General features: G+C 69.6%; 19 protein-coding genes and 1 pseudogene. 16 read left to right on the top strand and 4 right to left on the bottom strand.

Going from position 1 to position 20,278, the window contains the following annotated elements; all coding sequences use genetic code 11:
- The 12 genes and pseudogenes from glyA to ACTWQJ_RS22665 form a co-directional block, all read left to right on the top strand.
- A partial coding sequence (glyA, locus tag ACTWQJ_RS22610) for a serine hydroxymethyltransferase (protein WP_443308428.1) occupies positions 1–995 on the top strand: 995 nt, incomplete at its 5' end.
- Between the two features lie 129 nt (positions 996–1,124).
- Complete coding sequence (locus ACTWQJ_RS22615; RefSeq protein WP_443308429.1) at positions 1,125–2,435, top strand: MraY family glycosyltransferase; 1,311 nt, start codon at positions 1,125–1,127, stop codon at positions 2,433–2,435.
- Between the two features lie 284 nt (positions 2,436–2,719).
- On the top strand, positions 2,720–3,154 hold the full coding sequence (locus ACTWQJ_RS22620; protein WP_224736565.1) for a hypothetical protein: 435 nt from the start codon (positions 2,720–2,722) through the stop codon (positions 3,152–3,154).
- 210 nt (positions 3,155–3,364) lie between these two features.
- Positions 3,365–4,201 (top strand): F0F1 ATP synthase subunit A, encoded by an 837-nt coding sequence (gene atpB / locus ACTWQJ_RS22625; RefSeq protein WP_443308440.1) that lies wholly within the window; start codon positions 3,365–3,367, stop codon positions 4,199–4,201.
- A 78-nt stretch (positions 4,202–4,279) separates the two neighbouring features.
- Positions 4,280–4,510 carry an ATP synthase F0 subunit C gene (gene atpE, locus ACTWQJ_RS22630; RefSeq protein WP_250967599.1) on the top strand — a complete coding sequence of 77 codons (231 nt, stop codon included), beginning with the start codon at positions 4,280–4,282 and terminating at the stop codon, positions 4,508–4,510.
- A 42-nt stretch (positions 4,511–4,552) separates the two neighbouring features.
- Entirely contained in the window at positions 4,553–5,098 is a 546-nt protein-coding gene (locus tag ACTWQJ_RS22635; RefSeq protein ID WP_443308430.1) for a F0F1 ATP synthase subunit B, read from the top strand.
- Positions 5,095–5,910: pseudogene (locus tag ACTWQJ_RS22640) on the top strand (F0F1 ATP synthase subunit delta). Before ACTWQJ_RS22635 ends, ACTWQJ_RS22640 begins: the two are co-directional and overlap by 4 nt.
- A 122-nt stretch (positions 5,911–6,032) precedes the next feature.
- Positions 6,033–7,625 (top strand): F0F1 ATP synthase subunit alpha, encoded by a 1,593-nt coding sequence (atpA, locus tag ACTWQJ_RS22645; RefSeq protein WP_443308431.1) that lies wholly within the window; start codon positions 6,033–6,035, stop codon positions 7,623–7,625.
- Positions 7,626–7,646: 21 nt separating this feature from the next.
- Complete coding sequence (locus ACTWQJ_RS22650; RefSeq protein ID WP_224736562.1) at positions 7,647–8,561, top strand: F0F1 ATP synthase subunit gamma; 915 nt, start codon at positions 7,647–7,649, stop codon at positions 8,559–8,561.
- Positions 8,561–9,997 carry a F0F1 ATP synthase subunit beta gene (gene atpD / locus ACTWQJ_RS22655; protein WP_443308432.1) on the top strand — a complete coding sequence of 479 codons (1,437 nt, stop codon included), beginning with the start codon at positions 8,561–8,563 and terminating at the stop codon, positions 9,995–9,997. The genes ACTWQJ_RS22650 and atpD overlap by 1 nt, the downstream gene beginning before the upstream one ends.
- 109 nt (positions 9,998–10,106) lie before the next feature.
- Entirely contained in the window at positions 10,107–10,481 is a 375-nt protein-coding gene (locus ACTWQJ_RS22660; RefSeq protein ID WP_129800548.1) for a F0F1 ATP synthase subunit epsilon, read from the top strand.
- Between the two features lie 132 nt (positions 10,482–10,613).
- Positions 10,614–11,060: a DUF2550 domain-containing protein gene (locus ACTWQJ_RS22665; protein ID WP_129800547.1), complete on the top strand. Its 447-nt coding sequence runs from the start codon at positions 10,614–10,616 to the stop codon at positions 11,058–11,060.
- 87 nt (positions 11,061–11,147) lie between these two features.
- On the opposite strand, the gene ACTWQJ_RS22670 is transcribed toward ACTWQJ_RS22665, so the two are convergent.
- The 3 genes from ACTWQJ_RS22670 to ACTWQJ_RS22680 all read right to left on the bottom strand — a co-directional run bounded on the left by ACTWQJ_RS22670 (position 11,148) and on the right by ACTWQJ_RS22680 (position 14,929).
- The gene (locus tag ACTWQJ_RS22670) at positions 11,148–12,974 is read right to left on the bottom strand and encodes a glycosyl hydrolase family 18 protein (protein ID WP_443308433.1); all 1,827 of its coding nucleotides are present in this window, start codon (positions 12,972–12,974) and stop codon (positions 11,148–11,150) included.
- A 123-nt stretch (positions 12,975–13,097) separates the two neighbouring features.
- Positions 13,098–13,739 carry a response regulator gene (locus ACTWQJ_RS22675; protein ID WP_443308434.1) on the bottom strand — a complete coding sequence of 214 codons (642 nt, stop codon included), beginning with the start codon at positions 13,737–13,739 and terminating at the stop codon, positions 13,098–13,100.
- Positions 13,736–14,929: a sensor histidine kinase gene (locus tag ACTWQJ_RS22680; RefSeq protein ID WP_443308435.1), complete on the bottom strand. Its 1,194-nt coding sequence runs from the start codon at positions 14,927–14,929 to the stop codon at positions 13,736–13,738. Before ACTWQJ_RS22680 ends, ACTWQJ_RS22675 begins: the two co-directional genes overlap by 4 nt.
- Before the next feature lie 153 nt (positions 14,930–15,082).
- Between ACTWQJ_RS22680 and ACTWQJ_RS22685 the strand changes: the two genes are divergently transcribed.
- Positions 15,083–15,661, top strand: a complete 579-nt coding sequence (locus ACTWQJ_RS22685) for a hypothetical protein (RefSeq protein ID WP_443308436.1) — start codon at positions 15,083–15,085, stop codon at positions 15,659–15,661.
- On the opposite strand, the gene ACTWQJ_RS22690 is transcribed toward ACTWQJ_RS22685, so the two are convergent.
- Positions 15,658–16,230 carry a cob(I)yrinic acid a,c-diamide adenosyltransferase gene (locus tag ACTWQJ_RS22690; RefSeq protein ID WP_443308437.1) on the bottom strand — a complete coding sequence of 191 codons (573 nt, stop codon included), beginning with the start codon at positions 16,228–16,230 and terminating at the stop codon, positions 15,658–15,660. The genes ACTWQJ_RS22685 and ACTWQJ_RS22690 overlap by 4 nt on opposite strands.
- 150 nt (positions 16,231–16,380) lie before the next feature.
- Between ACTWQJ_RS22690 and ACTWQJ_RS22695 the strand changes: the two genes are divergently transcribed.
- The 3 genes from ACTWQJ_RS22695 to ACTWQJ_RS22705 form a co-directional block, all read left to right on the top strand.
- On the top strand, positions 16,381–17,229 hold the full coding sequence (locus tag ACTWQJ_RS22695; RefSeq protein ID WP_443308438.1) for a 3-hydroxyacyl-CoA dehydrogenase family protein: 849 nt from the start codon (positions 16,381–16,383) through the stop codon (positions 17,227–17,229).
- A 155-nt stretch (positions 17,230–17,384) separates the two neighbouring features.
- Positions 17,385–17,708 (top strand): STAS domain-containing protein, encoded by a 324-nt coding sequence (locus tag ACTWQJ_RS22700; protein WP_129800538.1) that lies wholly within the window; start codon positions 17,385–17,387, stop codon positions 17,706–17,708.
- 267 nt (positions 17,709–17,975) lie between these two features.
- On the top strand, positions 17,976–20,278 hold a 2,303-nt coding region (locus tag ACTWQJ_RS22705), incomplete at its 3' end, for an ATP-binding protein (RefSeq protein WP_443308439.1).

Genomic DNA, 20,278 nt, shown 5'->3' on the forward strand with positions numbered 1-20,278 from the left:
CCGTACAGCGGGCGCAGGCGCTGTTCGGGGCCGAACACGCCAACGTCCAGTCCCACTCGGGCAGTTCGGCCGTCCTCGCCGCGTACGCCGCCCTGCTGCGCCCCGGCGACACCGTCCTCGCCCTCGGCCTGCCCTACGGCGGCCACCTCACCCACGGCTCGCCGGCCAACTTCTCCGGGCGCTGGTTCGACTTCGTCGGCTACGGGGTCGACGCCGAGACCGGGCTCATCGATCACGACCAGGTGCGCGCCCTGGCACGTACGCACCGCCCGAAGGCGATCGTGTGCGGCTCGATCGCCTATCCCCGGCACATCGACTACGCCTTCTTCCGCGAGGTCGCCGACGAGGTGGGGGCGTATCTGATCGCCGACGCGGCCCATCCCATCGGGCTCGTCGCCGGGGGAGCGGCGCCGAATCCGGTGCCGTACGCCGACGTCGTCTGCGCCACCACCCACAAGGTGCTGCGCGGACCGCGCGGCGGCATGATCCTGTGCGGGAGCGAACTGGCCGAGCGGGTCGATCGAGCGGTGTTCCCGTTCACCCAGGGCGGTGCCCAGATGCACACCATCGCCGCCAAGGCCGTCGCCTTCGGTGAGGCGGCCACACCGGCCTTCTCGGCGTACGCGCACCAGGTGGTCGCCAACGCCCGGATGCTCGCCGCCGGGCTGGCCGCCGAGGGTCTGGTGGTCACCACCGGCGGCACGGACACCCACCTCATCACCGCGGACCCCGCCCCGCTCGGCGTCGACGGCCGCAGGGCCCGCGGGCGGCTCGCCGCCGCCGGCCTGATCCTCGACTGCTGCGCCCTGCCGCACGACGACGCCCGCGGCCTGCGCCTGGGCACGGCGGCGGTCACCACGCAAGGGATGGGGGAGCGGGAGATGGGACGTATCGCCGCCCTGGTCGGGGGAGTGCTGCGGGACGAGGTCGACGGCAAGCGGGTCCGTGCAGAAGTGCGGGAGCTGGCCGGTGGATTTCCGCCGTATCCGCGTTGAGCGGGGGTAGGCGCCATTCCGTACACAGCCACGCGTGCAACCATCGTCGCCACCCGGAAGTCCCCATCCATATGCGCACCTCGCTAGGGTGTGGGGCTGAGATGGCCAGCGAGACCTGTGGGGAAGCCCGTGCGTGAATACCTGCTGACGCTCTGCATCACGGCCGCGGTGACGTATCTGCTGACAGGGCCGGTACGGAAGTTTGCGATCGTGGCCGGAGCGATGCCGGAGATCCGGGCGCGTGACGTGCACCGGGAACCCACTCCGCGGCTCGGCGGGATCGCGATGTTCTTCGGCCTGTGCGCGGGCCTGCTGGTCGCCGACCACCTGACCAACCTCAGCCAGGTCTTCGAGAACTCCAACGAGCCGCGGGCGCTGCTCTCCGGAGCGGCGCTGATCTGGCTCATCGGTGTGCTGGACGACAAGTTCGAGATCGACGCCCTGATCAAGCTGGGCGGCCAGATGATCGCCGCCGGCGTCATGGTGATGCAGGGTCTGACGATCCTGTGGCTGCCCGTTCCGGGCGTGGGCAACGTGGCGCTGACCCAGTGGCAGGGCACGCTGCTGACGGTCGCGCTGGTCGTCATCACCATCAACGCGGTCAACTTCGTCGACGGGCTCGACGGCCTCGCAGCCGGCATGGTGGGCATCGCGTCGGCGGCGTTCTTCCTCTACGCCTACCGGGTCTGGGTGTCGTACGGCATCGAGGCCGCCGCCCCGGCAACCCTGTTCGCGGCGATCCTGATGGGCATGTGCCTGGGCTTCCTGCCGCACAACATGCACCCGGCGCGGATCTTCATGGGCGACTCCGGCTCGATGCTGATCGGCCTGGTGCTCGCCGCGGGCGCCATCTCCATCACCGGGCAGGTCGACCCGGACGCGCTGAAGGTGTTCGCCCACTCCGAGAGGGAGGCCGTGCACCAGACGGTGCCCGTCTACATCCCACTGCTGCTGCCGCTGACGATCATCGCGATCCCGACCGCGGACCTGATCCTGGCGATCGTGCGGCGCACCTGGCGCGGCCAGTCGCCGTTCGCCGCCGACCGCGGTCATCTGCACCACCGTCTGCTGGAGATCGGCCACTCCCACAGCCGCGCGGTGCTGATCATGTACTTCTGGTCGGCGCTGATCGCCTTCGGCGCGCTTGCCTACTCCGTGAACGCGGCGTCGATGTGGATCGTCCTGAGCGTGGTCTTCCTGAGTGCGATCGGGCTGGTCCTGCTCCTGCTGCCGCGCTTCACCCCGCGCGCCCCGAGGTGGGCCGAGCACTTCGTGCCGCCGCGCTACCGGCGCCGCACGGTCCTCACGGCGCCTGCAGTCGACGAGGCCCCGGAGCAGAGCGCCCCGGCCGAGGAGGAACAGCGAACTCCGGTCGCCGCGGGAGTCTCAGGAGTCAACGGAGCGACCGCCATCGGCTCTCGCTCGCGCTTCACAAGGTAAGAATCTGACTAAAGCATTGCTCATTCATGGGGGAACGAAGCGCCCCAATACCAGACAAGTCGGTTCTGTTTCTGCACAGACGCGCACGGTCACCCTCATGTGTGACAGTGAGCACACCTCCAGGTAAAGACCTCATCAAATAGTTTGTGATACGGTTCACGAGAACCCCGGACAGAGCCGAAGGACCGCAGTGCGACGGTCCATTGGCGTGAGGTTCCCTCTCAACCCGGGACTACGCTCGTCCATGACGACACCCTGCCCCCTGTGAAAGCGGAGTTGCCGCCATGCCGTCCAATGACGTCCGGATCCTGGCCCAGGCTGCTGTGCCCACAGCTGCCGTCGGCGCTGTTGCCGCCGTCGTCAGTGGTGTGGTGGCCGGCGGCAAGGGTGCAGTCGGGTCCCTCGTGGCCGCGCTGGTGACGATCCTCTTCATGGGCATCGGTCTGCTTGTACTCCAGCGCACCGCCAAATCGCTGCCGCACCTGTTCCAGGCGATGGGCCTGATGCTCTACGCGGCGCAGATCCTGCTGCTGTTCGTCTTCCTTGCGGTGTTCAAGAACACGACGCTGTTCAATCCCAGGGCCTTCGCGATCACGCTCATCGCGACCACGCTCGCGTGGATCGGCGCACAGACGATCGCGCACATGAAGTCCAAGATCCTCTACGTCGAACCCGACTCCGCGGGCAGCAAGCCCGAGAAGACGGGTCCGTCGTCGTGAGGGGTAGGGCCGGGATAAAAGCGCGTTCGACAAGCTGCTATCGTCCGGTGCCAACTGCGGCACTGCGGGCGCGGGCATCCGAGCTGACGCCTGTTCCATCGCGAGGCTCGACGCCGAACCGCCGCCCCCACATCCGTAACACCAGTCCAGTGCCGAACCGCGGCTGCGCGCCGCGCCGACACAACGAGGTTGCCGTACCCATGCGCCACGCTGAAGGAGCCCGCGGTGAGTGCTGACCCGACGCAGGTGCTCGCCTTCGAGACCGACTGCCACATCTTCGACGGCTGTGGCTTCCCGGCTCCCGGCCTGCACTCGTTCCTGTTCGAGCCCCTCTGGGGCGACGCGGACAGCAACCTGTACTTCAACAAGACGATGCTGCTGGCGCTGCTCGGCTCGGTCATCGTCATCGGCTTCTTCTGGGCCGCCTTCCGCAAGCCGAAGGTCGTCCCCGGCAAGCTGCAGATGGTCGCCGAGACGGGCTACGACTTCATCCGGCGCGGCGTCGTCTACGAGACGATCGGCAAGAAGGAGGGCGAGAAGTACGTCCCGCTCGTCGTCTCGCTGTTCTTCTTCATCTGGATGATGAACCTCTGGTCGATCATTCCGGTCGCCCAGTTCCCGGTCACCTCGATCATCGCCTACCCGGTGGTGCTCGCCCTGATCGTCTACATCCTGTGGGTCTCGCTGACCTTCAAGCGGCACGGCTTCGTCGGCGCCTTCAAGAACTTCACGGGCTACGACAAGTCGCTCGGCCCGGTGCTGCCGCTGGCCATGACCATCGAGTTCTTCTCGAACCTGCTGGTCCGGCCGTTCACGCACGCGGTGCGACTCTTCGCGAACATGTTCGCGGGACACACGCTGCTGCTCCTCTTCACGATCGCCAGCTGGTACCTGCTCAACGGCATCGGGATCGCCTACGCCGGTGTCTCTTTCATCATGGTCATCGTGATGACGGCCTTCGAGCTCTTCATCCAGGCCCTTCAGGCGTACGTCTTCGTGCTCCTGACCTGCACCTTCATCCAGGGCGCGCTCGCCGAGCACCACTGAGCGCGCACGCATTGCCCAAACCCCGAGACGTCCGGTGGCCAACCCCCACCGGTCCTTGAAAGAGAAGGAAGAACTGGCATGTCCCAGACCCTTGCCGCTGTCACCGGCTCGCTCGGCTCCATCGGCTACGGCCTCGCTGCCATCGGTCCCGGCGTCGGCGTCGGCATCATCTTCGGCAACGGCACCCAGGCCCTGGCCCGTCAGCCCGAGGCCGCCGGTCTGATCCGCGCCAACCAGATCCTCGGCTTCGCCTTCTGTGAGGCGCTCGCCCTCATCGGTCTGGTCATGCCGTTCGTCTACGGCCAGTGATCATCTGATCCACGACCAGCCCACTAGACGAAAGGCACTGACATGAGCCAGATGCTCATCATCGCGGCCGAGGAGATGGAGAATCCCCTCGTCCCGCCGATCCCTGAGCTCGTCATCGGCCTGCTCGCCTTCGTCATCGTCTTCGGCTTCCTCGCCAAGAAGCTCCTCCCGAACATCAACAAGGTTCTGGAAGAGCGCCGCGAGGCCATCGAGGGCGGTATCGAGAAGGCCGAGGCCGCGCAGACCGAGGCCCAGAGCGTCCTCGAGCAGTACAAGGCCCAGCTCGCCGAGGCCCGGCACGAGGCCGCGCGGCTGCGCCAGGAGGCGCAGGAGCAGGGCGCCGCGCTCATCGCCGAGATGCGCGCGGAGGGCCAGCGGCAGCGCGAGGAGATCGTCGCCGCCGGTCACACCCAGATCGAGGCCGACCGCAAGGCCGCCCCGACCGCGCTGCGGCAGGACGTCGGCAAGCTCGCCACCGAGCTGGCCGGCAAGCTGGTCGGTGAGTCCCTCGAGGACCACGCCCGCCAGAGCCGTGGGATCGACCGCTTCCTCGACGAGCTCGAGGAGAAGGCCGAGGCGTCTCGATGAACGGAGCGAGCCGCGAGGCCCGGGCAGCCGCACGTGAGCGTCTCGACGCGCTGACGGACAACACGTCCGTGGACGCGGCGCGGCTCGCCGACGAGCTGGCCGCGGTGACCGCGCTGCTCGACCGCGAGGTGTCGCTGCGTCGGGTCCTCACCGACCCGGCGCAGGCCGGTGAGGCCAAGGCCGAGCTGGTCCAGCGCCTGCTCGGCACGCAGGTCGGCGGCGAGACCGCGGACCTGGTGTCCGGCATGGTGCGCTCCCGCTGGTCGCAGTCGCGCGACCTGGTGGACGCACTGGAGCAGCTGGCGAACACCGCCGACCTCACCGCCGCGCAGCGGGCCGGCACGCTCGACGACGTCGAGGACGAGCTGTTCCGGTTCGGCCGGATCGTCTAGTCCAGCATCGAGCTGCGGGCCGCGCTGACCGACCGGAAGGCCACCGTCTCGGCCAAGAGGGAGCTGATGCGCAGCCTCCTCGGCGGCCGGACCGCGGCCCAGACCGAACGTCTGGTGACGCGCCTTGTGACCGCGCCGCGGGGACGTAGCCTGGAAGCGGGACTGGAGTCCCTGTCCAAGCTCGCCGCCGAGCGCCGGGACCGTATGGTCGCCGTCGTCACCTCGGCGGTGCCGCTGAGCGATGTACAGAAGCAGCGCCTCGGCGCCGCCCTGGCGAAGCTCTACGGCCGTCAGATGCACCTCAACCTCGACGTTGACCCCGATGTCGTCGGCGGGATCCGGGTGCAGGTCGGTGACGAGGTCATCAACGGCTCCCTCGCGGACCGCATCGCGGACGCCGAGCGTCGGCTGGCGAGCTAGCCGCAACTGAACACGCAGTACGTACTTACGGCCCATGTTGGGCCGTGCAGAGGATTCCTGGGGGTCGCCCCCAGACCCCCAAAGTGAAACTTCGGGCCCAACAAGGAGAGCAGGGAACCCAGATGGCGGAGCTCACGATCCGGCCGGAGGAGATCCGGGACGCACTGGAGACCTTCGTCCAGTCGTACAAGCCGGACGCGGCCTCGCGCGAGGAGGTCGGTACGGTCACCCTTGCCGGCGACGGCATCGCGAAGGTCGAGGGTCTGCCCTCGGCCATGGCCAACGAACTGCTGAAGTTCGAGGACGGCACCCTCGGCCTCGCCCTCAACCTCGAGGAGCGCGAGATCGGTGCCATCGTCCTCGGTGAGTTCAGCGGCATCGAGGAGGGGCAGCCGGTGCAGCGCACCGGTGAGGTGCTCTCCGTGGCAGTGGGCGAGGGCTACCTCGGCCGCGTCGTCGACCCGCTCGGCAACCCGATCGACGGCCTCGGCGAGATCGAGACCACCGGCCGCCGCGCCCTCGAGCTGCAGGCCCCCACGGTCATGCAGCGCAAGTCGGTGCACGAGCCGATGGAGACCGGCTACAAGGCCGTCGACGCGATGACCCCGATCGGCCGTGGCCAGCGTCAGCTGATCATCGGCGACCGCCAGACCGGCAAGACCGCCCTGGCCGTCGACACGATCATCAACCAGCGCGACAACTGGCGCTCGGGCGACCCGAAGAAGCAGGTCCGCTGCGTCTACGTCGCCATCGGCCAGAAGGGCTCCACCATCGCGTCCGTGCGCGGCGCGCTGGAGGAGGCCGGTGCCCTCGAGTACACGACGATCGTCGCGGCCCCGGCGTCCGACCCGGCCGGCTTCAAGTACCTCGCCCCCTACACCGGCTCGGCCATCGGCCAGCAGTGGATGTACGAGGGCAAGCACGTCCTGATCATCTTCGACGACCTGTCGAAGCAGGCCGACGCCTACCGCGCCGTGTCCCTGCTGCTGCGCCGCCCGCCGGGCCGTGAGGCCTACCCGGGTGACGTCTTCTACCTGCACTCCCGTCTGCTGGAGCGCTGCGCGAAGCTCTCCGACGACATGGGTGCCGGTTCGATGACCGGTCTGCCGATCGTCGAGACCAAGGCCAACGACGTCTCGGCGTTCATCCCGACCAACGTCATCTCCATCACCGACGGCCAGTGCTTCCTGGAGTCGGACCTGTTCAACGCCGGTCAGCGCCCCGCGCTGAACGTCGGTATCTCCGTCTCCCGAGTCGGTGGTTCCGCGCAGCACAAGGCGATGCGCCAGGTCTCCGGCCGTCTGCGTGTCGACCTCGCCCAGTTCCGTGAGCTGGAGGCGTTCGCCGCCTTCGGTTCCGACCTGGACGCCGCGTCGAAGGCGCAGCTGGAGCGCGGTCAGCGCATGGTCGAGCTGCTGAAGCAGGCCCAGTACCAGCCGATGGCCACCGAGGACCAGGTCGTCTCCATCTGGGCCGGCACCAACGGCAGGATGGACGAGGTGCCCGTCGCCGACATCCGCCGCTTCGAGAAGGAGCTGCTCGAGTACCTGCACCGCAAGGAGCAGGGCCTCATGACCTCCATCAAGGAGGGCGCCAAGATGTCGGACGACACGATCCAGGCGATCGACGATGCCGTCGCCGAGTTCAAGAAGCAGTTCGAGACCTCGGACGGCAAGCTGCTCGGCGAGGAAACCCCGGCCGCCGCCGCCAAGTGACGTAAGGAAGGGACCTGACTCATGGGAGCCCAGCTCCGGGTCTACAAGCGTCGCATCCGATCCGTCACCGCGACCAAGAAGATCACCAAGGCGATGGAGATGATCGCCGCCTCGCGCGTCGTCAAGGCGCAGCGCAAGGTGGCGGCCTCCACGCCGTACGCGCAGGAACTGACCCGCGCGGTCAGGGCGGTCGGTACCGGGTCGAACACCAAGCACCCGCTGACCACCCAGGCCGAGACGGTCACCCGGTCCGCGGTGCTGCTGCTGACGAGCGACCGTGGTCTCGCCGGTGCGTTCAACTCCAACGCCATCAAGGCGGCGGAGCAGCTGACCGAGCGCCTCGAGCGCGAGGGCAAGCAGGTCGACACGTACATCGTCGGCCGGCGCGGTGTGGCCCACTACAACTTCCGTGAGCGCAAGATCGCGGAGTCGTGGACCGGCTTCACCGACGAGCCCACGTACGCGGACGCCAAGAAGGTCGCGGCGCCCCTGATCGAGGCCATCGAGAAGGACACCGCGGACGGCGGCGTGGATGAACTCCACATCGTCTACACGGAGTTCGTGTCGATGATGACGCAGACGGCGGTCGACTCCCGCATGCTGCCGCTCAGCCTCGAAGAGGTCGCGGAGGAGGCGCCCAAGGGCGAGATCCTTCCGCTGTACGACTTCGAGCCGTCGGCGGAGGACGTCCTCGACGCCCTGCTGCCGCGCTATGTGGAGAGCCGTATCTACAACGCGCTGCTCCAGTCGGCCGCCTCCAAGCACGCCGCCACGCGGCGCGCGATGAAGTCGGCCACTGACAACGCCGGTGAGCTCATCGAGAACCTCACCCGGCTTGCCAACGCGGCCCGCCAGGCCGAAATCACCCAGGAAATCAGCGAGATCGTCGGTGGCGCGAGCGCCCTGGCCGACGCGACCGCGGGGAGTGACTACTAATGACCACCACTGTTGAGACGGCCACGGCGACGGGCCGCGTCGCGCGGGTCATCGGCCCGGTCGTCGACGTGGAGTTCCCCGTCGACGCGATGCCGGACATCTACAACGCCCTCCACGTCGAGGTCTCCGACCCGGCCAACGCGGGCGAGAAGAAGACGCTGACCCTCGAGGTCGCCCAGCACCTGGGTGAAGGCCTGGTCCGCGCGATCTCCATGCAGCCCACCGACGGTCTGGTCCGCCAGGCCCCGGTCGTGAACACCGGCGACGGCATCACCGTCCCGGTCGGCGACTTCACCAAGGGCAAGGTGTTCAACACCCTCGGTGACGTGCTGAACGTCGACGAGCAGTACGAGGGCGAGCGCTGGTCCATCCACCGCAAGGCCCCGAACTTCGACGAGCTCGAGTCGAAGACCGAGATGTTCGAGACCGGCGTCAAGGTCATCGACCTGCTGACCCCGTACGTCAAGGGCGGCAAGATCGGTCTGTTCGGCGGAGCCGGCGTCGGCAAGACGGTGCTCATCCAGGAGATGATCTACCGTGTCGCCAACAACCACGAGGGTGTCTCCGTGTTCGCCGGTGTCGGTGAGCGCACCCGTGAGGGCAACGACCTCATCGAGGAGATGTCCGAGTCCGGCGTCATCGACAAGACCGCGCTGGTCTTCGGTCAGATGGACGAGCCCCCGGGCACCCGTCTGCGCGTGGCCCTCGCCGGTCTGACCATGGCGGAGTACTTCCGCGATGTGCAGAAGCAGGACGTGCTGTTCTTCATCGACAACATCTTCCGCTTCACCCAGGCCGGCTCCGAGGTGTCGACCCTGCTCGGCCGTATGCCCTCCGCGGTGGGTTACCAGCCGAACCTGGCCGACGAGATGGGCATCCTGCAGGAGCGCATCACCTCGACCCGCGGTCACTCGATCACCTCGATGCAGGCGATCTACGTCCCCGCGGACGACCTGACCGACCCGGCCCCGGCCACCACGTTCGCCCACCTCGACGCGACGACGGTTCTCTCCCGTCCGATCTCCGAGAAGGGCATCTACCCGGCCGTGGACCCGCTGGACTCCACGTCCCGCATCCTGGACCCGCGCTACATCGCGCAGGAGCACTACGACGCCGCCATGCGCGTCAAGACGATCCTGCAGAAGTACAAGGACCTCCAGGACATCATCGCGATCCTCGGTATCGACGAGCTCGGCGAGGAGGACAAGCTCGTCGTCCACCGTGCCCGTCGTGTGGAGCGCTTCCTGTCCCAGAACACCCACGTCGCCAAGCAGTTCACCGGCGTGGACGGTTCGGACGTGCCGCTGGACGAGTCGATCGCCGCGTTCAACGCGATCTGCGACGGTGAGTACGACCACTTCCCCGAGCAGGCGTTCTTCATGTGCGGTGGTCTCGAGGACCTGAAGAAGAACGCGAAGGAGCTGGGCGTCTCCTGACGTCGTGCTCTTGAGGAGGGGGCGGGCGCGTCCCGCCCCCTCTCTCACGCCCATTAGAATTGACCCAACACCCGGCACTACCGCCGGGTGGTGACCCGAGGAGCCACCCTTGGCTGCTGAGCTGCACGTCGCGCTGGTCGCGGCCGACCGAGAGGTCTGGTCCGGCGAGGCAACCCTGGTCGTCGCGCGCACCACGTCCGGCGACATCGGCGTCATGCCCGGTCACCAGCCGCTGCTCGGTGTGCTGGAGTCGGGCCCGGTGACCATCCGTACGAGTGATGGTGGGACGGTCGTCGCCGCGGTGCACGGCGGTTTCATCTCGTTCGCGGACAACAAGCTGTCGCTGCTGGCCGAGATCGCCGAGCTGTCGGACGAGATCGATGTCCAGCGCGCGGAGCGGGCGCTCGAGCGCGCGAAGTCGGAGGAGGATGCCTTCGCCGAGCGTCGCGCGGAGGTCCGACTGCGTGCGGCGACGGCGCGCTGACCAGAGCACGCGTCGTGCGATGACGTCACTCAGCCGCGGCTGGAACCGGAGCAATCCGGATCCGGTCGCGGCTGAGCCAGATGTGGGTGTTTTTTACGTTCCGTTACCTAGGAAACGAGGAGGTCGGTGCCGATGGTCCTCGCTCTGACTGTGTGCGGAATTGTCGTGGCCCTCGTGGTGGTGGGTCTGTTCGTCTTCGGCCTGCGCCGCAGACTCATCCAGCGCTCCGGCGGCACGTTCGACTGCAGCCTGCGCTGGGACGTCCCCGAGAAACCCGACACCGGCGGCAAGGGCTGGGCCTACGGCGTGGCCCGCTACAACGGCGACCGGGTGGAGTGGTACCGGGTCTTCTCCTACGCCCCCCGCCCGCGCCGCATCCTGGAACGCTCCCAGATCGAGGTGGCCGGCCGCCGCGTCCCCGAGGGCGAGGAGGAGCTGGCGCTGCTGTCCGACGCGGTGATCCTGGTCTGTCTGCACCGGGGCACGCGTCTTGAACTCGCCATGAGCGAAGACGCGCTGACCGGTTTCCTCGCGTGGCTTGAGGCAGCCCCGCCCGGACAGCGAGTGAATGTGGCGTAGCCACATTCACTCGCTGGGTGGGGGTCCCCCGGACGAAGTCCGGGGGAGCGTCAATGTTGCGTGATGGTTGTCAGCCGTTGAACTTGTTTACGACAGTCCGCTGCTGATGGCGCTCACCAGCTCACCGTTGCTGGTGTCTCCGCTGAACTCCCAGAAGAACGCGCCACCGAGCCCCTGGTTCTTGGCCCAGGTCATCTTCCCGGCGATCGTCGACGGGGTGTCGTACGACCACCAGTTGCTGCCGCAGTGCGCGTACGCGGTGCCCGCGACGGTGCCGGTGACCGGGCAGGAGTTCTTCAGGACCTTGTAGTCCTCGATGCCCGCCTCGTAGGTGCCGGGTGCCGCGCCGGTCGCCGTGCCGCCGGGAGCGGACTGGGTGACGCCGGTCCAGCCGCGGCCGTAGAAGCCGATGCCGAGCAGGAGCTTGGCGGACGGGACGCCCTTGGCCTTGAGCTTGGCGATCGCGTCGGCGGAGTTGAAGCCCGCGGTCGGGATGCCGGAGTACGAGGTCAGCGGGGAGTGCGGGGCGGTCGGGCCGGTGTTCGCCCAGGCGCCGAAGTAGTCGTACGTCATCACGTTGTACCAGTCGACGTACGAGGATGCGCCGCCGTAGTCGGCCGCGTCGATCTTGCCGCCGGAGGAGCCGTCGGCGGTGATGGCCGCGGTGACCAGGTAGTTCGAGCCGAACTCGGTGCGCAGCGCGGACATCAGGTTCCTGAACGCCGCCGGGCCCGAGGTGTCGCAGGTCAGGCCGCAGGCGTTCGGGTACTCCCAGTCGATGTCGATGCCGTCGAAGACGTCGGCCCAGCGCGGGTCCTCCACGACGGCCTTGCAGGACTTGGCGAACGCGGCCGGGTTCTGCGCGGCCTGGCCGAAGCCGCCGGAGTACGTCCAGCCGCCGAACGACCACAGCACCTTGATGTGCGGGTACTTGGCCTTCAGCTGGCGCAGCTGGTTGAAGTTGCCGCGCAGCGGCTGGTCCCAGGTGTCGGCGACGCCGCTGACGGACTGGTCGGCGGTGTACGCCTTGTCGGTGGCCGCGTAGGCGTCGTCGAGCACGCACTGGCCGTTCTTGACGTTGCCGAACGCGTAGTTGATGTGCGTGATCTTGGACGCGGAGCCCGAGGTCACCAGGTTCTTGACGTGGTAGTTGCGGCCGTAGACGCCCCACTCGGTGAAGTAGCCGAGGTTGACCTTCGAGCCGGGCTGCGGGCCGGGGTCGGTGCCGCCGGTGGTACGGACCGCGCGAGCGCCGGAGACCTGGCCGGTCTGGTCGGCGGTGTCCCGGGCCTGGACGGTGTACGAGTAGTCGGTACCGGCGGTCAGACCGGTGTCCGTGTAGGTCGTGCCGGTGACGGTGGCGACCTTGGTGCCGCCGCGCAGGACGTCGTAGTTCTTGATGCCCTTGTCGTCGGTGGCGGCGCTCCAGGTGAGCTTCACCGAGGTGTTGGTGATGTCGGAGGCGGTGGGGGTGCCGGGGGCGCTCGGCGGGTTGTCGCCGGGGACGGTGGTGCCGCCGTCACAACTGCCGCCGTTGAGCTTGCAGTTGGCGGGGACACCGGAGCCGGAGCCGTTGAAGCCGAAGGAGACGGAGGCGCCGGGGGCGAGGGTGCCGTTCCAGGACTTGTTCTTGGCGGTCCAGTGGGTGCCGGAGGAGGTGACGTCGGCATCCCAGGCGGAGGTGACGGACGTGCCGGAGGGGAAGTCCCACTCGACGGTCCATGCGTTGATGGTGGTGGTGCCGGTGTTCTTGACGGTCCACTTGCCTTCGAAGCCGGTGCCCCAGTCCTGGGTCTTGCTGTAGGTGGCGGTGGCTTCGGTGGCGGCCTGGGCGGGGCCGGCGAGGGCGACGAGTCCGGCCAGCGGGAGCAGCAGGGTCGCGAAGCCTGCCAAGGCTCTGTGTCTGAAGCGCATGCTGCGCCTCCTTGTGGGGTTGTTGTCGGGGGCATGACTGAGCCATCAGGCCCACAGTGCCGCGAGAATAGAAAGGTCTGGACCATGGGTCAATAGGTCTGGACCACTGCCCCGAAAAGTCCCCTAGATCCCCAACTCCTGCGCCAGTACCGCCGCTTGCACCCGGCTGCGCAGCTCCAGCTTCCCCAGCAACCGGCTGACGTGCGTCTTCACCGTGGCCTCCGCCATGTCGAGGCGGGCGGCGATGCCGGCGTTGGACAGGCCCTCGCCCAGGCAGGACAGGACCTCGCGCTCGCGCCGGGTGAGGCTGTCCAGGACGGAGGGGTCGGCCCTGGACTCCCGCACGGGCTTGGCGGCGAACTCGGCGATGAGCCGACGCGTCACGGCCGGCGCGATCAGGCCCTCCCCGCGGGCCACCGTCCGTACGGTCTCCAGCAGATCCTTCGCGTCGGTGTTCTTGAGCAGGAAGCCGGACGCACCCGCGCGCAGCGCGCCGAACACGTACGAGTCCAGGTCGAAGGTCGTCAGGACCAGTACGTCGGCGAGCCCCTCGGCGACCACCTGCCGGGTCGCCGACACCCCGTCCAGACGCGGCATCTGAACGTCCATCAGCACCAGGTCCGGCCGCAGCTCACGGGCGAGCGCCACCGCCTGCTCACCGTCGGCCGCCTCACCGACCACCTCGATGTCGGGCGCGCTGCGCAGAATGAGGACGAGCCCGGCGCGGACGGCGGACTGGTCCTCGGCGACGAGCACGCGGATCATTCGGTCACTCCTTCGACGTCGACGAGAGGCAGGGTGGCGCGCACCGCCCAGATCTTCCCCGGGGCACCGTCCTCGGGACCGGCCTCGAAGCTGCCGCCCAGCAGCGCGGCCCGCTCCCGCATGCCGACCAGACCGGCACCGGAGCCGGGCGCGCGAGGCCCGTCGCGGTCGCCGTACGGGCTGGTCACGGCGATGCTCAGCGCGCCGTCGAGCTGCCGCAGCGCGACCGTGACCCGGCCGGGGCCAGCATGCTTGAGGGCGTTGGTCAGGGACTCCTGCACGATCCGGTACGCCGCGAGCCCCACCGGCGCGGGCAGCCCCTCGCGGTGCTCGGCGTCGAGGGTGACGTCGAGGCCGTTGGCGCGGGCGGTGTCGGCCAGCGCGCCGAGGCCGTCGAGGGTGGGCGCGGCGGCGGGCTCGAAGTCACCGCTGTCGTCCCGCAGGATCCCGATCAGCCGGCGCATCTCCGCGAGCCCCTCGACGCTGTTCTCGCGGATGACGCCGAGGGCCTGTTTCGAGGTCTCGGGGTCGTCGAGGGAGAGCGCGGCCGTGGAGTGGATGGCGATCGCCGAGAGGTGGTTGGCGACCATGTCGTGCAACTCGCGTGCCACACGTGCGCGTTCGGCGACAACGGCCTGTGTGCGGTCCATCTCGGCGAGCAGCGCGGTCTGTTCGGCCCGCAGCCGGGCTGCCTCGGCGGCGTCGCGGTGGTTGCGGACGATCAGCCCGGTGGACGCGGGGCCGAACGCCACGACGCCGACGGCCACGCCGATCAGCAGCGCCTCGGGCACCCGCCACATGGCGAACGGCACGATCGTCCCCGCCACCGTGAGCAGCCCGGTGATCCGCGGGATACGGCGGGCCGAGGCGGGGGTGCCGTACAGGACGGCCGCGTACATCACGTCGGTGAACATCAGGATCGTGACGAGGTTTCCCTGCGTCAGGAGGTCCAGGACGATCGCGGCCGTGGCGGTCGGCAGCGCGATCCGCGGGGCGGACCGGCGCAGCAGCTCGCACCCCGCCATCACGGTGAGCGGCACCAGAATCGGCCAGCGCCCGTCCCACAGCACGATCGGCTCGTCGGCCGGCCGCGAGCCCAGGCCGATCCCCCACAGCAGCAGCCCGCCGAGCAGGCCGGCCGCCGCGACGTACACGTCGAAGCGGTGCGGGCGGGGGAGTTGTACGGCCATGACACCATCCAACACGGCGCGTGCCGCGCTCGCCTGATCCCCGGGAAGGGTCCCGGACTGCAACTTTCGATGTACCGCGGTTTCGTCGCCGGTGACGACGCGGGCTGCTCGGCCGGACGGGAGCCTTGGGACGGTGACCGAAAGGAGCGAGTCGTGGTCGTCGCGTTGATCATCGCCTGTGAGGTCGGCTTCTGGGTGCTGCTGGCGCTCGGCCTGGCCGCGCGCTACCTGCTGAGGTGGCGCCGCACAAGTGTGGTCCTGCTGCTGTGCGAGCCGGTCCTGGAACTGGTCCTGTTCACGGTCACGGCGATCGACCTGAAGAACGGCGCCGAGCCGAGCTGGGAGCACGGCCTGGCGGCGCTGTACATCGGCTACACCGTCGCGTACGGCCACTACACGATCCGCTGGCTCGACGGCCACGCCGCGCACCGGCTGGCGGGGGCGCCGAAGCCCGTGGGGCCGCCGCGCCACGGTATGGCGCGCGCCCGGCACGAGGGCCGGCTGTGGCTGCGGACCGTGCTGGCGGCAGCCGTGGCGTGCGCGCTGCTCCAGGGCGCGGTCTGGTACGTCGGGCAGGACGGCGACATCTCGTCCCTGCGGGCCTTCCAGGGGGCGGCGCTCCGGGCCGCCGGCATCCATGGCCTGGTCGCCCTCGCGTACTTCATCTGGCCGAAGAGGGCCCCGGCCGGGCTTTCCGAGGCTCCGGAAACGCGGGTGAAGGAACGGACCTAACGTTCGCCGCCGGGGACCCACAGAACGTCGCCCGCGGCCCCGTTGGCCGTCCGGGCCAGGATGAACAGCAGGTCCGACAGGCGGTTGAGGTAGGTCGCGGTGAGGGGGTTCATCGTCTCGGCGTGCACCTCCAAGGCCGCCCATGTGGAGCGCTCCGCGCGGCGGACCACCGTGCAGGCCTGGTGGAGCAGGGCGGCGCCCGGGGTGCCGCCGGGCAGGATGAACGAACGGAGCTTCTCGAGGCGCTCGTTGAAGCGGTCGCAGTCCGCCTCCAGACGGTCCACGTAGAACTGCTCCACCCTGAGCGGCGGGAACTTCGGATTCTCCACCACCGGCGTCGACAGGTCCGCGCCCACGTCGAACAGGTCGTTCTGCACACGGGTGAGGACCTTGACGATCTCCTTGTCCAGCCCGCCCAGCGCGATCGCCGTGCCGATCACCGCGTTCGCCTCGTTGGCGTCCGCGTACGCGGAGATCCGCAGGTCGGTCTTGGCGACCCGGCTCATATCGCCGAGGGCGGTGGTGCCCTGGTCGCCGGTGCGGGTGTAGATGCGCGTCAGATTGACCATGTGGCCAGCCTAGTGAGCCGTGCCGGTGTGATGTCCGTCATGTGAGACGTGACGCGCATTACTTACCGGTCACACAGCCCCTCACGAGCGCTAGGGTCCGCCGGAGAGAACATACGTAAACAGCGAGTAAGCATCTCAGGGGAGTCGTCAGTGGCACGGAAGCTCGCCGTCATCGGGGCCGGTCTCATGGGTTCCGGCATCGCCCAGGTCTCCGCCCAGGCGGGCTGGGACGTCGTCCTGCGCGATGTCACCGACGAGGCGCTCAGGCGCGGCACCGACGGTATCAAGGCCTCGTACGACAAGTTCGTCGCCAAGGGCAAGTTGGAGGCGCACGACGCCGACGCCGCCCTCGCCCGTATCACCGCGACCACCGACCTGGACGCCGTCGCCGACGCGGACATCGTCGTCGAGGCCGTCTTCGAGAAGCTCGAAGTCAAGCACGAGATCTTCCGCGCGCTCGACAAGATCGTGCGCCCGGAGGCCGTACTCGCCTCCAACACCTCCGCCATCCCGATCACCAAGATCGCGGCCGCGACGGAGCACCCGGAGCGCGTCGTCGGCACCCACTTCTTCTCGCCGGTCCCGATGATGCAGCTGTGCGAACTCGTCCGGGGCTACAAGACCAGCGACGAGACCCTCGCCACCGCGCGGGAGTTCGCCGAGTCCGTCGGCAAGACCTGCATCGTCGTCAACCGCGACGTGGCCGGTTTCGTGACGACCCGGCTCATCTCCGCGCTCGTCGTCGAGGCGACCAAGCTGTACGAGTCGGGCGTCGCGACCGCCGAGGACATCGACCTCGCCTGCAAGCTCGGCTTCGGGCACGCCATGGGACCGCTGGCCACCGCGGACCTCACCGGCATCGACATCCTGCTGCACGCCACCGGCAACATCTACACCGAGACCCAGGACGAGAAGTTCGCTCCGCCGGAGCTGATGCGCCGGATGGTTGACGCCGGTGACATCGGACGCAAGAGCGGGCAGGGCTTCTACAAGCACTGAAACCGCACACGCCTCGAGGGACATCACACCTCGGAGTGAATTCGGTATCGGTTCGCTTACGGACGGCAACCTCTGGCCGCTCAACACCGTCAGAGGTTGCATCACCGGCATCATCTTTCATCGCGGAGCACACGACGCACGCACGGGGAGCGCATATGCACATCAGGGGCGACCACGACGAGGTGGTCGTCGGGGGCCGTCTCGACGTCCGCAGCGCGGCGGACGCCCGTGCGGTGTTGCACTCGGCCGTCGACGACGGGGCCGGCGACCTCATCCTCGACCTGTCCGAGCTGGACTCCTGGGACGCCACCGGACTCGGGGTCATCATGGGCGCCCACCGGCGGGCCGGCCGCTGCGGCCGACGGCTGGTGCTGCGCGGTGTACCGCCGCAGATGCAGCGCCTGCTGGTGGCCACCCGGCTGCACCGGATCCTGGCGGTCGAGGGCGGCATCGGGCTGGAGTCGCTGCCCCGGGTGTGACTCCCGGCGCGGGTGTGGTCCGGTGGGACAGGCCCGAGACCCGGGGCACCTCACGGCGAAACGCCCGACGCGCACAATCCTCACGAGACTGTGACGTCTCGGACCGGGCGGCACCCCGGACTGTCGTAGATACTGAGCGAAGGTTTAGGGTTCGGTCGCCCGCGTCTGTTCAACCCTCGAGCGGGCCCGGACCAGAAGCGACAGCGCGGTGTGCGGCAAGGCCGGGAGGGGCTCGACGCACTCGACGCTTTTGGGGGGCTTGAACCTATGGACCCGAACAACCGGGGACCCGAGGAGTACGGCCACGACGGTGACGGCAACTCGCCGCGCCAGCGCCCGCCGAGGGACTCCCTCACATCCGACTTCGGCCAGCATGCGCCCGCACTCGCCCGCACGGTGCAGCTGGTCTCCGGCGACTTCCTGCTCACCGTCAACCCCGTCGACGGCAGCGAGATCGAACTGTGCCCGCCGGGGGAGCGGCCCGGACGCCCGCAGAAGCTGACCGCGGCCCAGCGCGCCGAGGTCGACCGTGCCGCCGCGCCGCCCGTCCCGCCGGGGCCGGCCCGGCCCGCGCTGCCGCTCCTCGGCCGCCAGGACGAGCGCGAGCGCCTGGTGCGGCTGCTCGCCCGCGGTCGCTCCGTGCGCCTGACCGGCCCGGGAGGCTCGGGCCGCACCCGCCTCCTCGACACGGTCGCCGAGGACTGCGCGGACCTCGCCCCCGACGGCGTGGTCCGGCTCACCGGCTTCCACCGCACCGCGAACGACCTGCTGTACGAGCTCTTCTACGCCGTGTACGGCGCGCCCCTGCACCGGCCGGAACGGGACGAACTGCTCGAGCACGTCCGGGAGATCGGCGCGGTCGTCGTCCTCGACGACATCGAGTTCGGCGGCGCCGCGCTCGACGAACTGCTGGCGGCCACCCCGGAGTGCGCCTTCGTGATCGGCGCCACCCCGGATGTGCCCGCGCCGTCCGCCGACGCGGCGATCGAGGAGGTCTTCCTCGACGGTCTCGACCGCGCCGGCGGCCTGGATCTCCTCGAGCACGCCGTCGGCCGCACCCTGACCGAGGACGAGGCCAACTGGGCCGGCGACCTCTGGTTCGAGTCCGAGGGCCTGCCGCTGCGGTTCGTGCAGGCCGGCGCCCTGCTGCGGCAGCGCGACCGGATGCGGGCGGGCGTGGACGCCTTCGACGAGTTCGGCGTCTTCCAGGAACTTCCGGCCGATGCGCCCTTCGACGCCGTCCCCGGTGCGTCCGGCGGCACCGAGGTGCCGCTGCCCTCGCTCGCGGAGGGAGCCGCGCCGGCCGCGCTGCTCGCCTCCCGGCTGAGCGCCTCCGCGCGCGCCACCCTGCGCATCGCCGTGGCGCTCGGCGGCGAGGTGCCGCACCAGGCGCATCTGCCCGCCCTGGTCGGCGACACCCACGCGGACGCCGCGCTGGGCGAGTTGCTCAGCTGCGCGCTGGTCTCACCCGTCGGCTCCCGCTACCGGCTCGCCGCCGGGGTGCAGACCCAGCTGGAGGCCGCCGGATACGCCGACGACCCCGCCCGTCACGTCCTGACCGCCGCCCGGCACTACGCCTGGTGGGCCGGTCATCCCTCGGTCACTCCCGAGCGCGTGTGCGCCGAGGCGGACGCCCTGCTCACCGCCCTCGCCGCCCTCGTACCGGCGACGACACCACAGGGCGAGGGCGAGGAGAGCGCCGCCGTGCAGCTGGCCCGCACGGCGGCTCCCGCGTTCGCCGCCGGGCTGCACTGGAGCGCCTGGGAACGGGCGCTGCGCTCCGGCGTGGAGGCCGCCCGGCTCGCCGGGGACGTCACCGAACAGGCCTACTTCCACCACGAGCTGGGCATCCTCGCGCTGTGCGAGGGCCGGCTGGACCGGGCCCGCGCCGAACTGGAGGCGTCCGTCGGGCTGCGCGGCGCCGTCGCCGACAAGCGCGGCACCGTCGCCGGCCGCCGCGCCCTGGCCCTGGTCACCGACCGCGCGGGCACGACACCGGGTCCCGCGTCCACGCCCGGCGCCTCACCGGCGCTCGGTGCCACGCCCGCGCTCGGCTCCACCACCGGCGAGGAGGTGCCCGCCGCCCGCTACGAGGAGTCGGCGTCACCGCCCGGCGGGGTCCCCGCGGCGCTTGCGGACTTCCCGCCCCTGCAGCGGCCCGACGACACGTCGACCCTCGTCACCCACCGCTCGACGCCCGGTGCGACGCAGCACCGCGACCGGGGCGGCCTGCGCGGCCTGGCCAAGCGCAACCTCGTCGCGGCCGGCGCGGGCGCACTGCTGGTGGCGGTGCTCGGTACGGTCGTGACGCTCGGCGCCACCTCCAGCAACGACGCCGAGAACCCCTCCGAGCAGGTCGGCGTCAACCCGTCCGCCAGTCAGGGCGTCGGCGAGGAGGGCCTGGGCGCCGACAAGGCGGAGCAGGACAGCGACGGCGACACCGGCCCGGCGACGAGCCGGCCGACGGATCCGGGACCGGACGGTACCTTCGGCACCCAGGACGATCCGACGCCGACGGCCACGGAGCCGGACGAGCCCTCCGACGACCCGAGCGGTACGCGGGATCCGGG

Origin of the sequence: Streptomyces sp. KR55, from assembly GCF_052245645.1 — a bacterium.
Classification (GTDB): Bacteria; Actinomycetota; Actinomycetes; order Streptomycetales; family Streptomycetaceae; genus Streptomyces; species Streptomyces flavusporus.

What these genes read in the sequence shown, in the direction of transcription:
- ACTWQJ_RS22690 (WP_443308437.1), bottom strand. Translation starts at nt 16,230, where the DNA reads ATGGTCAATCTGACGCGCATCTACACCCGCACCGGCGACCAGGGCACC.
- ACTWQJ_RS22635 (WP_443308430.1), top strand. Translation starts at nt 4,553, where the DNA reads ATGAGCCAGATGCTCATCATCGCGGCCGAGGAGATGGAGAATCCCCTC.
- ACTWQJ_RS22675 (WP_443308434.1), bottom strand. Translation starts at nt 13,739, where the DNA reads ATGATCCGCGTGCTCGTCGCCGAGGACCAGTCCGCCGTCCGCGCCGGG.
- atpE (WP_250967599.1), top strand. Translation starts at nt 4,280, where the DNA reads ATGTCCCAGACCCTTGCCGCTGTCACCGGCTCGCTCGGCTCCATCGGC.
- ACTWQJ_RS22620 (WP_224736565.1), top strand. Translation starts at nt 2,720, where the DNA reads ATGCCGTCCAATGACGTCCGGATCCTGGCCCAGGCTGCTGTGCCCACA.
- atpD (WP_443308432.1), top strand. Translation starts at nt 8,561, where the DNA reads ATGACCACCACTGTTGAGACGGCCACGGCGACGGGCCGCGTCGCGCGG.
- atpA (WP_443308431.1), top strand. Translation starts at nt 6,033, where the DNA reads ATGGCGGAGCTCACGATCCGGCCGGAGGAGATCCGGGACGCACTGGAG.
- ACTWQJ_RS22700 (WP_129800538.1), top strand. Translation starts at nt 17,385, where the DNA reads ATGCACATCAGGGGCGACCACGACGAGGTGGTCGTCGGGGGCCGTCTC.
- ACTWQJ_RS22680 (WP_443308435.1), bottom strand. Translation starts at nt 14,929, where the DNA reads ATGGCCGTACAACTCCCCCGCCCGCACCGCTTCGACGTGTACGTCGCG.
- ACTWQJ_RS22670 (WP_443308433.1), bottom strand. Translation starts at nt 12,974, where the DNA reads ATGCGCTTCAGACACAGAGCCTTGGCAGGCTTCGCGACCCTGCTGCTC.
- ACTWQJ_RS22650 (WP_224736562.1), top strand. Translation starts at nt 7,647, where the DNA reads ATGGGAGCCCAGCTCCGGGTCTACAAGCGTCGCATCCGATCCGTCACC.
- ACTWQJ_RS22665 (WP_129800547.1), top strand. Translation starts at nt 10,614, where the DNA reads ATGGTCCTCGCTCTGACTGTGTGCGGAATTGTCGTGGCCCTCGTGGTG.